The 13,036-nt window shown below is 68.7% G+C and carries 12 protein-coding genes; 5 read left to right on the top strand and 7 right to left on the bottom strand.

Annotated features, from left to right (window positions below; all coding sequences use genetic code 11):
* Positions 1-120: 120 nt before the first annotated feature.
* The 4 genes from lipA to ACFWBU_RS20700 form a co-directional block, all read right to left on the bottom strand.
* Positions 121-1,131: a lipoyl synthase gene (lipA, locus tag ACFWBU_RS20715; RefSeq protein WP_169620217.1), complete on the bottom strand. Its 1,011-nt coding sequence runs from the start codon at positions 1,129-1,131 to the stop codon at positions 121-123.
* 55 nt (positions 1,132-1,186) lie between these two features.
* Positions 1,187-1,966 (bottom strand): lipoyl(octanoyl) transferase LipB, encoded by a 780-nt coding sequence (gene lipB, locus ACFWBU_RS20710; RefSeq protein WP_296549554.1) that lies wholly within the window; start codon positions 1,964-1,966, stop codon positions 1,187-1,189.
* A gap of 145 nt (positions 1,967-2,111) precedes the next feature.
* Positions 2,112-4,247, bottom strand: coding sequence for a 2-oxoglutarate dehydrogenase, E2 component, dihydrolipoamide succinyltransferase (sucB, locus tag ACFWBU_RS20705; protein WP_378529110.1), 2,136 nt, complete (start codon positions 4,245-4,247; stop codon positions 2,112-2,114).
* A 326-nt stretch (positions 4,248-4,573) separates the two neighbouring features.
* Positions 4,574-6,085, bottom strand: coding sequence for a leucyl aminopeptidase (locus tag ACFWBU_RS20700; RefSeq protein WP_378529109.1), 1,512 nt, complete (start codon positions 6,083-6,085; stop codon positions 4,574-4,576).
* Between the two features lie 87 nt (positions 6,086-6,172).
* Between ACFWBU_RS20700 and gcvT the strand changes: the two genes are divergently transcribed.
* Together gcvT and ACFWBU_RS20690 are read left to right on the top strand one after the other, a co-directional pair.
* Positions 6,173-7,273, top strand: coding sequence for a glycine cleavage system aminomethyltransferase GcvT (gene gcvT, locus ACFWBU_RS20695; protein WP_378529108.1), 1,101 nt, complete (start codon positions 6,173-6,175; stop codon positions 7,271-7,273).
* Between the two features lie 33 nt (positions 7,274-7,306).
* Complete coding sequence (locus ACFWBU_RS20690; RefSeq protein ID WP_169620212.1) at positions 7,307-8,413, top strand: branched-chain amino acid aminotransferase; 1,107 nt, start codon at positions 7,307-7,309, stop codon at positions 8,411-8,413.
* A gap of 84 nt (positions 8,414-8,497) precedes the next feature.
* Here ACFWBU_RS20690 and ACFWBU_RS20685 read toward each other — a convergent pair whose 3' ends face one another.
* Positions 8,498-9,262: an adenosylcobinamide-GDP ribazoletransferase gene (locus ACFWBU_RS20685; RefSeq protein ID WP_378529107.1), complete on the bottom strand. Its 765-nt coding sequence runs from the start codon at positions 9,260-9,262 to the stop codon at positions 8,498-8,500.
* Positions 9,262-10,353: a nicotinate-nucleotide--dimethylbenzimidazole phosphoribosyltransferase gene (gene cobT, locus ACFWBU_RS20680; RefSeq protein WP_296550985.1), complete on the bottom strand. Its 1,092-nt coding sequence runs from the start codon at positions 10,351-10,353 to the stop codon at positions 9,262-9,264. The genes ACFWBU_RS20685 and cobT overlap by 1 nt, the downstream gene beginning before the upstream one ends.
* Before the next feature lie 122 nt (positions 10,354-10,475).
* Here cobT and ACFWBU_RS20675 point away from each other — a divergent pair, with 122 nt between their 5' ends.
* Positions 10,476-10,700, top strand: a complete 225-nt coding sequence (locus tag ACFWBU_RS20675) for a hypothetical protein (RefSeq protein WP_169620209.1) — start codon at positions 10,476-10,478, stop codon at positions 10,698-10,700.
* Here the strand turns inward: ACFWBU_RS20675 and ACFWBU_RS20670 are convergent.
* Complete coding sequence (locus ACFWBU_RS20670) at positions 10,697-11,368, bottom strand: DUF3043 domain-containing protein (protein ID WP_169620208.1); 672 nt, start codon at positions 11,366-11,368, stop codon at positions 10,697-10,699. The two genes, ACFWBU_RS20675 and ACFWBU_RS20670, sit on opposite strands and share 4 nt — an antisense overlap.
* Before the next feature lie 159 nt (positions 11,369-11,527).
* On the opposite strand from ACFWBU_RS20670, the gene ACFWBU_RS20665 reads away from it, so the two are divergent.
* Positions 11,528-11,878 carry an iron-sulfur cluster assembly accessory protein gene (locus ACFWBU_RS20665; protein ID WP_169620207.1) on the top strand — a complete coding sequence of 117 codons (351 nt, stop codon included), beginning with the start codon at positions 11,528-11,530 and terminating at the stop codon, positions 11,876-11,878.
* A gap of 126 nt (positions 11,879-12,004) precedes the next feature.
* Positions 12,005-12,973: a carbohydrate kinase family protein gene (locus tag ACFWBU_RS20660; protein ID WP_169620206.1), complete on the top strand. Its 969-nt coding sequence runs from the start codon at positions 12,005-12,007 to the stop codon at positions 12,971-12,973.
* Positions 12,974-13,036 lie beyond the last annotated feature (63 nt).

The raw sequence follows: 13,036 nt of genomic DNA, 5'->3' as shown, positions 1-13,036 counted from the left end.
CTCCGCCTTCTTGTCTTTGCGGCTCCCCCCCCCCGGCCCAACCCCCCCCCGCTGGCGCCCGGGGGGGGGGCCCCCCCCCCCCACCGGGGCCCGACCGGACAGCGTCGCCGATCCGGAGCGTCAGCTACCGAATCGCGCGAGGACCGCGCCCGCCTCTTGCGATGCGGTGCCTTCCTCGGCGAGGTGCGCCTGTGCTGCGGGCAGTTCGCGGCCGTGATGGGCCATGGCCTGCGCGTAGAGGCGGCCCGCGCGGTACGACGAGCGCACCAGCGGACCGGCCATCACGCCGGCGAACCCGATGGAGCGGGCGGTGTCGGAGTGCGCCACGAACTCTTCGGGCTTGACCCACCGCTCGACGGGATGGTGCCGCGGCGACGGCCGCAGGTACTGCGTGATGGTGATGATGTCGCACCCGGCGTCGTGCAGGTCGTGCAGCGCCTGGGTGACCTCCTCGGGCGTCTCGCCCATTCCGAGGATGAGGTTCGACTTGGTGACGAGACCGAATTCGCGGGCCGCGGTGATCACGTCGAGCGACCGCTGGTAGCGGAAGGCCGGGCGGATGCGCTTGAAGATCCGCGGCACCGTCTCGACGTTGTGAGCGAGCACCTCGGGACGGGACTCGAACACCTCGCGCAGGAGGTCGGGCTTGCCGTTGAAGTCGGGGATCAGGTTCTCGACACCGGTGCCGGGGTTGAGTTCGTGGATCTGCCGCACGGTCTCGGCGTACAGCCACGCGCCGCCGTCGGGGAGGTCGTCGCGGGCAACGCCGGTGATCGTCGAGTATCGAAGGCCCATCGCCTGAACGGATTCGGCGACACGGCGCGGTTCGTCACGGTCGAGTGCCGCGGGCTTGCCGGTGTCGATCTGGCAGAAGTCGCAGCGCCGCGTGCACTGTTCACCACCGATCAGGAACGTCGCCTCACGGTCTTCCCAGCATTCGTAGATGTTGGGGCACCCGGCCTCTTCGCAGACCGTGTGCAGGCCCTCGCGTCGTACAAGGCCTTTGAGCTCGGTGTATTCCGGGCCCATCTTCGCCCGGGTCTTGATCCAGTTCGGTTTACGTTCGATCGGCGTCTGAGCGTTTCGGGTCTCGATCCGCAGCAGTTTGCGTCCTTCTGGGGCCACAGTCACGTCCTCGATCGTACGCTCGCGCTCACACCGTGACCCGGTCGGGGAGCGCCGCCGGTCAGAACTGCACAGTGGTGAATTCCGGGGCGCGTGAGGAGCCTTCGGCCGCGGCGGCGGCCTCCTCGAACGTGACCCGGTCGATGTCGGATGTGGTGACGGGAATCCGTCCGTCGAGCGCATCGAGCACGGCCTCGGTCACCGCCGGGGTGACGTCGTCGATCGTGATCTCCCTGCCGAGTTCCCCGGTCAGTGACGCAACACCGGCGTCGCGGATTCCGCACGGCACGATCGAGTCGAACGCATCGAGTGTGGAATTGCAGTTGAGCGAGAAGCCGTGCATCGTGACGCCGCGCTGCACGCGGATCCCGATCGCAGCGATCTTCCGCTCGGGCACCCACTGCCCGTCGCGCAGTTCCCCGGGCAGCCATACCCCGGAGCGTCCCTCGATGCGGCCACACGTCAGTCCCAGGTCGGTGCACACCGTGATGAGTGCCTGCTCGATCCGGCGTACGTACCCGACGACGTCGATGGGCTCAGCGAGTTTGATGATCGGATATCCGACAAGCTGGCCGGGACCGTGCCAGGTGATCTTTCCGCCCCGGTCGACATCGATGACGGGGGTGCCGTCGGTGGGACGGTCGCCGTCCTCGGTGCGCCGGCCCGCGGTGTAGACCGCGGGGTGTTCGAGCAGCAGCAGGGTGTCGGACCCGGTGCCGTCGGCGCGGGCGTTGAGGATCTCCCGCTGCCGCTCCCACGCCTCGAGGTACCCGATCGACCCGAGATGCACCACGGTGACCGGCGCGGTATCGGAACGGGCGGACGCGGTGGGGTTGCTCATGTATCCGGACTTTACGCCGGTCGGGTCGAAGCGGAACGGCCCGTACCGCCACCGCACGACGAAAAACGGGGGCGCCGTCGTGATGACGGCGCCCCCGCTATCGGTGGAGCACGAACGTGATCTTCAGCCGATCACAGACCGAGGGTCACAGACCGAGGTCGGCCTCGAACGCGGCTTCCTCGAGACGATGCTTGATCGTCGTCAGGAACCGGCCGGCATCGGCGCCGTCGATGAGACGGTGATCGTAGGTGAGCGGCAGGTAGCACATCGACCGCACGCCGATCGACTCGTTGCCGGTCTCGTCGGTCACCACCACGGGGCGCTTGACGATCGCGCCCGTACCGAGCATCGCGGCCTGCGGCGGAACCAGGATCGGGGTGTCGAACAACGCGCCCTGGCTTCCGATGTTGGTGATCGTGAACGTGCCACCGGCCAGCTCGTCGGGCTTGAGACCGCCGCTGCGCGTGCGCTTGGCGAGGTCGGCGATGGCCCGTGCGAGCCCTGCCAGCGACAGGTCGCCGGCGTTGTGGATCACCGGGGAGAGCAGACCCTGCTCGGTGTCCACGGCGATGCCGAGGTGTTCCGCCGCGTGGTACGTGATCTCCTTCTTGCCCTCGTCGAACGACGCGTTGACGTTCGGGTGCGCACGCAGGGCCTCGACGACAGCCTTCGCGAAGAACGGCAGGAACGTGAGGTTCACGCCCTCACGCTCGGCGAACGACTTCTTCGCCTGGGCCCGCAGCTGGGCGATCTTGGTCATGTCGACCTCGAAGGTCTGCGTGAGCTGCGCCGTGGTCTGCAGCGACTCGACAGTCTTCTTCGCGGTGATCTGACGGATCCGGTTGACCTTCTGCGTGGTACCGCGCAGATCGGCCAGTTCGGGACGCACACCCGGTGCGGCACCGGACGGTGCGGACGGAGCGGACTTCGCGGGAGCCTTCTCCTCGGTGGCCGGAGCCTTCTTCGCCTCCGCGGCGGCAAGCACGTCCTGCTTGCGGATTCGGCCACCGACACCGGTGCCCTTGACCGTGGCCAGGTCCACATCGTTCTCCGCGGCGAGCTTGCGCACGAGGGGAGTGACGTACGGGCTGGACCCGTTCGACGAGTCGCCGGACGAGGACGCGACAGCCTGCGGAGCCGGAGCCGACGCGGCCTGCTCGGCCTTCGGAGCGGCCGGCGCGGGCTTGCTCTCGGCAGGCTTCTCGGCGGCCTTGGGAGCCTCCTGCTTGGGAGCCTCCTGCTTGGGCGCAGGCTTCGCCTCGGGTTCGGCGGGCTTCTCGGCGGGGGCTTCGGTGCCGATGACGGCGAGCTGTCCGCCGACCTCGACGGTGTCGTCCTCCTGCGCGGTGATCTCGGTGAGGATACCGGCGACGGGGGACGGGATCTCGGTGTCGACCTTGTCGGTGGAGACCTCGAGGAGGGGTTCGTCGGCGGCCACTTCGTCGCCGACAGCCTTGAGCCACCGGGTGACGGTGCCTTCGGTGACGGACTCGCCCAGTGCGGGCATGGTGACCGGGGTGCCTTCGCCGCTGCCACCGGAAGCAGCCGGAGCGGACTGCTCGGGCTCGGACGGCTCCGACTCGGACGGCTCGGGTGCCGCTTCCTCGGACGGAGGCGTGGAGGCAGGCGCGGCGGCGGGCTCTTCCGCCGGCTTCTCCTTCTCGGCGGGGGCCTCGGTGCCGATGACGGCGAGCTGCCCGCCGACCTCGACGGTGTCGTCCTCCTGCGCGGTGATCTCGGTGAGGATACCGGCGACGGGGGACGGGATCTCGGTGTCGACCTTGTCGGTGGAGACCTCGAGGAGGGGTTCGTCGGCGGCCACTTCGTCGCCGACAGCCTTGAGCCACCGGGTGACGGTGCCTTCGGTGACGGACTCGCCCAGTGCGGGCATGGTGACCGGGGTGCCTTCGCCGCTGCCACCGGACGACGCGGGAGCGGATTCCGCGGGAGCTTCCTCGGCGGCCGGTTCCTCGGCTGCGGGTTCCTCTGCGGGCTCTTCGGCTGCGGGCTCGTCGGCAGGAGCGGCGTCGTCGGACGACTCGCCGGCGTCACCGATTACAGCGAGTTCGCCGCCGATCTCGACCGTGTCGTCTTCCTGAGCGACGATCTTGACCAGGACGCCTGCAGCGGGCGAGGGGATCTCGGTGTCCACCTTGTCAGTGGAGACTTCGAGCAAGGGCTCGTCGACATCGACCGTGTCTCCTTCCTGCTTGAGCCATCGCGTGACAGTTCCCTCGGTGACGCTTTCACCAAGCGCTGGCATCTGGACGGAGAAGGCCATGTCTGTTGACTCCTCGACGGTTGTGTTCGTGTGTGTTGAGTTGTACCGACTCGTGGTCGACAACCATTGTGTGGTCGTCACCATTGTGCTCGAGGCCGGAGACTCGTGCGGGTGCTTCAGGGGTAGACGGACCGCTGCCCAAGCGAGGCATGGCCGTAACCATCCTTGCACTCATCGTCTCGGCGCGGTTGCAGAGGGGCAGCACCGTCTCACACCGCGGACAGTGCGCGCCCTGCTCGCAGCGCACGGTGGCGCTGGGAGCAGGACGCGCCCGCAGTGCGGTCAGCCGTGCTCGGCAGTGCGGTCAGCCGTGCTCGGCAGTGTGGTCAGCCGTGCTCGGCGATGTCCTCGATGACGGTGATCATCGTGCGTACCGGCACTCCGGTCCCGCCCTTGCCGACGTACCCGAAGGGGCCACCGGTGTTGAACGCCGGCCCCGCCACGTCGATGTGCGCCCACTGGACGCCCTCGGCGACGAATTCCTTCAGGAACAGGCCTGCGGCGAGCATGCCGCCCCACCGGTGCGGAGTGACGTTCGCGAGATCCGCGACCCGCGAGTCGAGGTCACGGCGAAGTTCCTCCGGCAGCGGCATCGGCCAGCCGTTCTCACCGATCTCCTGGGACAGCGCGGCAACCCGATCGCGGAACTCCTCGGTGCCCATCACACCGGGGGTGCGGTTGCCGAGGGCGACCATCTGCGCGCCGGTCAGCGTTGCGGTATCGATGAGGTAGTCGGGCCCGTCCTCGCACGCACGCACGATCGCGTCGGCGAGCACGAGACGGCCCTCCGCGTCGGTGTTGATGACTTCCACCGTCGTTCCGCCGTACTGGGTCAGCACGTCGCCCGGACGCTGCGCCGTCGAGGACGGCATGTTCTCGGCCATCGGAACGGTGGCGACGACGTCGGCAGCGACACCGAGCTTGGCGGCGAGCACCACGGTGGCGACGACGGCGGCGGCACCGGCCATGTCGGAGGTCATCGCTTCCATGCCGGCAGCGGGCTTGATGGAGATGCCGCCGGTGTCGAACGTGATGCCCTTGCCCACGAGGGCGATCTTCGGCGCCTTCCGCTTCTTCGCCGAGTACGACAACCGCACCAGACGCGGCGGCCGCGACGAGCCCTTGCCGACGCCGACGATCCCGCCGTAGCCCTGCTTCTCGAGGGCCTTCTCGTCGAGCACCTCCACCTTCAGCCCGGCAGCTTCACCCAGTGCCTTCGCGCGCTCGGCGAACTCGGCGGGGTAGAGGTGGCTCGGCGGGGTGTTCACGAATTCGCGGGCAGTCGCCACCGCCTCGGCGATTGCGGTCGCCCGGGCGAGAACGGCCTTGGCCGCCCGGTCGCGTACGGACGGAACGAGCAGTTCGATGCGGGTCGCGGGCCGCGCGTCGTCCTTCGGCGCCGACTTCGCGGAACGGAACTCGGTGAACGTGTAGGAACCCAGCGCGAAACCTTCGGCGGCGGCACCGAGATCGACCGACGACAGGGTGGTCGCGACGGTGGTGACACCGGTCAGCGCACGCGCTGCTGCACCGGCGGAACGACGGACCTGTTCGGCATCGATACGGTCCGCGGCTCCGAGGCCGACGGCGAGCACGCTCGCGACGGGAAGTCCGGCCGGCGCGGGCACCCGGGTGAGTTCTTCGCTTCGGCCCGTGGCGCCCACCGCCTGCAGGGTGTCGAGCAGTTCGCCGAGCACCGCTTCGTCGACAGGACCGTCGCCGAAGAGGATTTCGGGACCGTTGTCGGACGAGGTGAGTCCGATGACGAGAACGTCGGCTCGCTTGGATACCGAACCGGCGAGTGCGAGTTCGGGAAGTGCGGGGGTCGGTGTGCTCACAGGCAACTCCTAGGAAGCGGGGGTGATGGCTTCGATGCTAGTGACCACCGTCCGAACGGTCGCAGCGGTGGGATAGCGTCGTGCGACATGAGTGACGAGGAACTCCAGCAGGGGCCCATCCACGCCGTCCATGTCGAACTCGGCGCCACCTTCGCACCGTTCGGTGGCTGGGAGATGCCCGTCTCCTATGCCGGGACGGTCGCCGAGCACACCGCGGTCCGTGAGGCCGTGGGCCTGTTCGATGTCAGCCACCTGGGTAAAGCCCTGGTCCACGGCCCGGGCGCTGCCGCATTCGTGAACGCCGCGCTCACCAACGACCTCGCCAAGATCGGCCCCGGCAAGGCGCAGTACACCCTGTGCTGCACCGAGACCGGCGGTGTCACCGACGACCTCATCGTCTACTACGTCTCCGACGACGAACTGTTCCTCGTTCCCAATGCGGCGAACACCGCCGCGGTCGTCGAGGCGCTGTCCGCCGCGGCACCGGACGGGGTGACCGTCTCGAACCAGCATCGCGACTACGCGGTGTTCGCCGTGCAGGGACCGCGGGCCGAGGACGTGCTTGCCGGCCTCGGGCTGCCCACCGACATCGCCTACATGGGTTTCGTCGACGCCGACTACCAGGGCATGCCGGTGCGGGTGTGCCGCAGCGGCTACACCGGTGAGCGCGGATTCGAGGTGCTGCCCCGCTGGGACGACGCCGAGACGGTGTTTCGCGCGCTCGCGGCGTCCGTCCGCGACGCCGGTGGGCAGGTGGCAGGCCTCGGCGCTCGCGACACGCTGCGGACCGAGATGGGTTACGCACTGCACGGACACGAGTTGTCCGTCGACATCTCGCCCGTCCAGGCACGGGTGGGCTGGGCCGTCGGCTGGAAGAAGCCGCAGTTCTGGGGTCGCGAGGCGCTCCTCGCCGAGAAGGAATCCGGACCGGCACGGCGCCTGTGGGGTCTGCGGGCCGTCGACCGCGGGGTGTTGCGCCAGGGGCTGACCGTCTCCCGTGACGGCGTGCCCGTCGGGCAGACCACGTCCGGAACGTTCTCACCCACGCTCAAGATCGGTATCGCGCTCGCGCTTCTCGACACCGCCCCGGGAATCACCGCCGGTGACGAGGTCACGGTGGACGTGCGGGGCCGGTCGTTGCGGGCCGAGGTCGTGAACCCGCCGTTCGTCGAGGACCACACGAAGTAGATTCGTTTCCGCTGATTGTTAGGATTGTCGTTCATGACAGGTGTCCTCGAATTCGTCCGCGTCCCGCATTCCTCACCCAGCTCTGCGGAGCGGCGACAGGAGATTCTGTCCGAGCCCGGATTCGGGCAGTACTTCACCGACCACATGGTGTCGATCACCTACACCGAAGGTGTCGGCTGGCACGACGCGAAGGTCGAGCCGTACGCCCCGATCCAGATCGATCCCGCTGCCATGGTGCTGCACTACGGCCAGGCGATCTTCGAAGGACTCAAGGCGTACCGGCAGGCGGACGGCAGCATCTCGTCGTTCCGGTTGAGTGCGAATGCGGCGCGGATGAACCGGTCCGCCGAGCGCCTGGCCATGCCGTACCTGCCGCCGGAGTTGTTCGAGAAGTCGGTCCGCGAACTGCTCGACGTCGACCACGAGTGGGTTCCCGCGGCGGGCGGGGAGGAGTCGCTGTATCTGCGGCCCTTCATGTTCGCGACCGAGCCTGCACTCGGCGTGCGGCCCGCCCACGAGTACCGATACCTCCTCATCGCCTCTCCCGCCGGCGCCTACTTCCCGCGCGGCGTGCGCCCGGTGAGCGTGTGGCTCTCGCGTGAATACGTGCGCGCCTCGCCCGGCGGCACGGGTGCTGCGAAGTTCGCCGGCAACTATGCGGCGTCGCTCGTCGCGCAGGCCCACGCCGCCGAGCAGGGTTGTGACCAGGTGGTGTGGCTCGACGCGATCGAACGCAAGTACGTCGAGGAGATGGGCGGGATGAACCTGTACTTCGTGTACGGGTCCGGCGCGGATGCGCGTCTCGTCACCCCGGAACTGTCGGGGTCGTTGCTGCCCGGCATCACCCGCGACTCGCTGCTGACTCTCGCCACGGATTCCGGTCTGGTCGTGGACGAACAGCGGATCAGCACCGACGAGTGGCGTGAGAAGGCCGCAAGCGGGGAGATCACCGAGGTGTTCGCGTGTGGAACCGCAGCCGTGATCACCCCGGTCGGCAGAATCAAGGACAAGGACGGCGAGTTCATCATCGGAGACGGCGAGCCGGGACCGGTGACGATGGCGCTGCGCGACACGCTGACCGGTATCCAGCGCGGCACGTTCGCCGACACGCACGGCTGGATGACGACGCTGCGCGCGTAGATCAGCCCGCAGAGATCTGCACCCGGAGAGGGTCGCGACCGTACCGACGGTCGCGGCCTTCTCTGTTTCGGCCGGTCGGCTCTGTCAGAGCGCGGTCGCAGCCACCAGTGCGACCGCCGCGACCGTGCCTTCCAGCGCCGCGCCGAGCACGTCGCCGTTGAGTCCGCCGAACCGGCGGGCGCAGTGCCGCACGAACAGAGCCGACAACACCAGCGCCACGAGTACGGCAAGCGGGCCGAGCCACGGCGTTGCGGGCGTGGTCAGGACGGCAGCGGATGTCGCCGCGACCAGCCACAGCGCGATCGGAAGCGGACCCTGCGTTCCGGCCACCAGGGTGCCGAAGCCGCTTCCCGGCGCCGCGGGCACTCCTCGGCGGCACGCGAGCACCACGGCGACCCGGCCCACGGCTACCGCAACGAGGATCGCCGCCCATCCACCGGCGTCCGCGAGCGCGCCGAACGACGCCGCCTGAATGCCGAGTACGACGATCGACGCGACGACACCGAACGGCCCCGCTCCGCCGCTGTGCATCACTTCCCGGGCACGTTCGGGCGGTCCGTAACAACCGAGACCGTCGGCCGTGTCGCTCAGCCCGTCGACGTGCATCCCACGGGTCCCGACGGCGAGCACACCGACACAGAGCAGTCCCGTGGCGAAGACCGGCGCACCGGCGGTGCTCGCTACCCAGGACACCGCGGCCGCTGCTGCACCCAGTACCAGGCCGGCGACGGGAGCGGCGGTGATCGCCCGGCCCGCGACCGTTCTGTCGATGTCGTGCGGGCCCCGCGCGGGAAGGACGGTCAGCCACGAGAGCGACAGCGACACGCCGTCGATCCACCGGCGCAGCATCACCCGGCGGTCTTGGTGGGAGCCTCGTCGCGGGTACTGACTCCGGCCTCCGAGAACGTCGCCATGCTCGCCAGGATCTCCACCGCACCCTGCACGACGGGGAGTGCGGCCACCGCGCCCGATCCTTCGCCCAGCCGCATGTCGAGATCCAGAATCGGTTCGAGTCGCAGGTGGCGCAGCGCGATCGTGTGGGCCGGTTCGGCGGACCGATGCCCGGCGACCCACCATCGTGCTGCGCCCGGGGTCAGTTCTTCGGCCACCATCGCCGCAGCGGTGACCACGACGCCGTCGAGGATCACGGGCGTGCGGCGTACCGCAGCCTGCGACAGATATCCCGCCATGGCGGCGAAATCGGCACCGCCCGCTGTGCGCAGCAGGGCGATGGGATCGCGGGTGTGCGGACGTGCACGCCGCATCGCGTCGCGGATGGCGGTGACCTTGCGCATCCAGCCGGCGTCGTCGACTCCGGTGCCGCGGCCGACGGCGGCGACAGGTTCGGTGCTCGTCAGCGTCGCGATGAGGACGGTGGCGGGGGTGGTGTTACCGATCCCCATGTCACCGGCGATCAGGAGATCCGCCCCTTCGTCGACCTCTCGGTCGGCGAGTGAGCGACCGGCCTCGACCGCCCGTACCGTCTCGTCGTGGGTCAGCGCGTCTTCGCGGTCGATGCTCCCGCTCGAGCGCCGGATCTTGAAGGTGGACACCTCGGCGGGGGTGTCGCCGTCCACCGCCATATCGACGACGCGGACGCCTGCTCCGGCAACGCCGGCAAGGACGTTCACTGCTGCTCCGCCTGCTACGAGGTTGGCGACCATCTGGGCCGTCACCTCCGGCGGGTATGCGGAGACACCGTTGCGTGCGACTCCGTGGTCACCGGCGAAGACCACGACGCGGGGCCGCCGGAACGGGTGCGGGGGAACTTCGCCCTGGCATGCGGCGACCCAGCAACCGAGGACCTCGAGACGGCCCAGTGAGCCGGCAGGCTTGGTCAGGTCCCGCTGTCGTTCCTCGGCGACGAGTCGCACCTCCCTGTCCGGTGCGGTCAGCTGGGGGAACTCGATACCGGCGGGTGAGCCGGGGGTGCTGGTCACATGTCACCTCTCGCGTGGGGAATCACCGACTGACGCTATCAATTCGCCCTGTGGCACAAATCCGACGATGGATGTCTTTTCTGCCACTTTCGCTCGGAGATCATCACCCGCAGGCTGGCACTATGGCGGACATCATAGTGATCATGGGCTTTCTCCTGGCACTCGCGGCCGCGCCGGAGATCGGCCGGTTCCTCCCGGCTGCGCGGCCCCGGTGGGTGGCGCGGGCCTGGTGGCGGACCAACGCCTTCCGGCCCGGAGAGACGAATCGGCCGCAGCCCGAATTGTCCGAGGACGAGCGGGCCGCGGCCGAAAACCACGATGTGTGCCGAGCGGGCGAAGATTCCTAGACGGCGTCGCCGGGCTTGACCCGGGGGAGCGGCGCGCGGAGCTTGCGGATCTGCGACGCGCGGACGAACGCGTACCAGCCCAGCCCGAATCCGCCCTGGGCGGAGTCGGGATAACGCTCGCGGACCTTCCTGTTCACGAGACGGCCGAGGTAGATCCCCTCGATCACCATCAGCAGCATCAGGAGGAACATCGCCAGCGTGACGTACTGCTGCACGACGGGGCCGAGGAACATCGACATGATGAGCACCAGCGCGAGCGGCATGAAGAGGCCGACGAGGTTGCGGCGGCTGTCGACGAGATCGCGCACGTACGCGCGCTCCGGGCCCCGGTCGCGGGGAAGCAGGAACTTCTCTTCGCCGGCGAGCATCCGGTTACGGCGCTCGGATGCGGCCGCGCGACGCTCGGCTGCAGCGGCTTTGCGCTGGTCTTTCGACTGCGACTTGCGTGCGGCTTTGCGCCGCTCGCGCGCTTCCTTCGCCGTCATCGGGGCCGGGGCGACCGGGCCGCGACGGCGGCTTTCGGCGTCTCGGCGCTTGGGCGTCGGGCGGCCCTTGCCGGTGGTGACCTTCGGGGCGGCGGCGACAGCCTCCCCGTCGGGCAGGGCCTCGGGCACGGGAACCTCGTGGTCGGCGGACTCGTCGGAACCGCCGCGGCGTAGCAACTTCACCCTTCCAGGCTATGGGATATTCGCGAGAACGGGTAAACCAGGCTGCAATACCACTGTGTTGCGCGACTCGTTCACGGGGAATACATCCGGGCGCGGTACCGTTGAGGCATCCGGGTCCGACACGAACCACAGGTCCGACACGAAATACAGGGAGCGCCCATGACTGTGCAGCAAGAAACCGACACTCACGGCGTCGTCCTGACCGAGGCCGCCGCCTCCAAGGCGAAGGCACTTCTCGATCAGGAGGGCCGTGACGACCTCGCACTGCGTATCGCCGTGCAGCCCGGCGGCTGCGCCGGTCTTCGATACCAGTTGTTCTTCGACGATCGCAGTCTCGACGGCGACCTGATCAAGGACTTCGCCGGCGTCAAGCTCGCTGTGGACCGTATGAGCGCTCCGTACGTCGAAGGTGCGGCGATCGATTTCGTCGACACCATCGAGAAGCAGGGCTTCACGATCGACAACCCGAACGCCACGGGTTCGTGCGCGTGCGGTGATTCGTTCAACTGAGTCGGTCTCGAGAGGGCCTCGGTGCGAGAGCACCGGGGCCCTCTCGTGTCTCCGGGTACCGTGAGGGCGCTACGGCCTCGTCCCGAGTGCCTCATCGTCCCGATTCCTGCGGAAAGGTACAGCCACGTGACCATCGCTGTGACCGGCTCCATTGCCACCGATCACCTCATGCGCTTCCCCGGCCGGTTCGCCGAACAGTTGCTCGCCGACCAGCTCGCACACATCTCGCTGAGCTTCCTGGTGGACGACCTCGTCGTCCGGCGAGGTGGTGTCGGCGGCAACATCGCGTTCGCGATGGGTGTGCTCGGCGGTTCTCCGGTGCTCGTCGGCGCGGTCGGCGCGGACTTCGCCGAGTACCGCGGCTGGCTGGAGAACCACGGCGTGAACTGCACGTCCGTGCATGTCTCCGAGACCGCGCACACGGCTCGGTTCGTGTGCACGACCGATGAGGACATGGCGCAGATCGCGTCGTTCTATCCGGGTGCGATGTCGGAGGCCCGCGAGATCTCGATCGCGGATGTCGTGGCACAACACGGAGTCGACCTCGTGCTGATCGGCGCCAACGACCCCGACGCCATGATCCGCCACACCGAGGAGTGCCGCCGGCTCGGCGTCCCGTTCGTCGCGGACCCCTCCCAGCAGCTCGCGCGCCTCGACGGCAAGCAGGCCGCCGAGCTCATCGAGGGCGCGGAGTACCTGTTCACCAACGAATACGAGTGGGGACTGCTCCAGCAGAAGACAGGTCTGACCGAGGACGAGATCGGCGCCAAGGTCGGCATGCGGATCACCACGCTCGGCGGCAACGGCGCGAACATCGTCGACCGTGACGGCAACTGGGTGCACGTCGGCGTGGTCCCTGACCGCGCGAAGGTGGACCCGACCGGCGTCGGCGACGCCTTCCGTGCGGGCTTCCTCGTCGCCCACCGCGCAGGACTGGGTGTCGAACGTGCCGCGCAACTCGGCTCGCTGGTCGCGGTGCACGTCCTCGAGACCACCGGGACGCAGGAGTGGACCTTCGACCGGGCCGATGCGCTCAAGCGTCTCGCCGACGCCTACGGTGCGGCTGCCGCGGACGACATCGCCGCCATCCTCTAGTTCACCGGGCTTCGGCTCTCGGAACGACAACAGACGGTCGTGGCCACTTCCGCTCGGCGGAGT

Source organism: Rhodococcus sp. NPDC060084, from assembly GCF_042730335.1.
Taxonomy (GTDB): domain Bacteria; phylum Actinomycetota; class Actinomycetes; order Mycobacteriales; family Mycobacteriaceae; genus Rhodococcus.
The sequence above is the reverse complement of the archived record's forward strand: the minus strand, read 5'-3'. Positions and strand labels throughout refer to the sequence as shown.

Coding starts and splice junctions, on each gene's coding strand:
- ACFWBU_RS20665 (WP_169620207.1), top strand. CDS start 11,528: ATGACTGTGCAGCAAGAAACCGACACTCACGGCGTCGTCCTGACCGAG.
- ACFWBU_RS20685 (WP_378529107.1), bottom strand. CDS start 9,262: ATGCTGCGCCGGTGGATCGACGGCGTGTCGCTGTCGCTCTCGTGGCTG.
- ACFWBU_RS20690 (WP_169620212.1), top strand. CDS start 7,307: ATGACAGGTGTCCTCGAATTCGTCCGCGTCCCGCATTCCTCACCCAGC.
- ACFWBU_RS20675 (WP_169620209.1), top strand. CDS start 10,476: ATGGCGGACATCATAGTGATCATGGGCTTTCTCCTGGCACTCGCGGCC.
- gcvT (WP_378529108.1), top strand. CDS start 6,173: ATGAGTGACGAGGAACTCCAGCAGGGGCCCATCCACGCCGTCCATGTC.
- sucB (WP_378529110.1), bottom strand. CDS start 4,247: ATGGCCTTCTCCGTCCAGATGCCAGCGCTTGGTGAAAGCGTCACCGAG.
- lipB (WP_296549554.1), bottom strand. CDS start 1,966: ATGAGCAACCCCACCGCGTCCGCCCGTTCCGATACCGCGCCGGTCACC.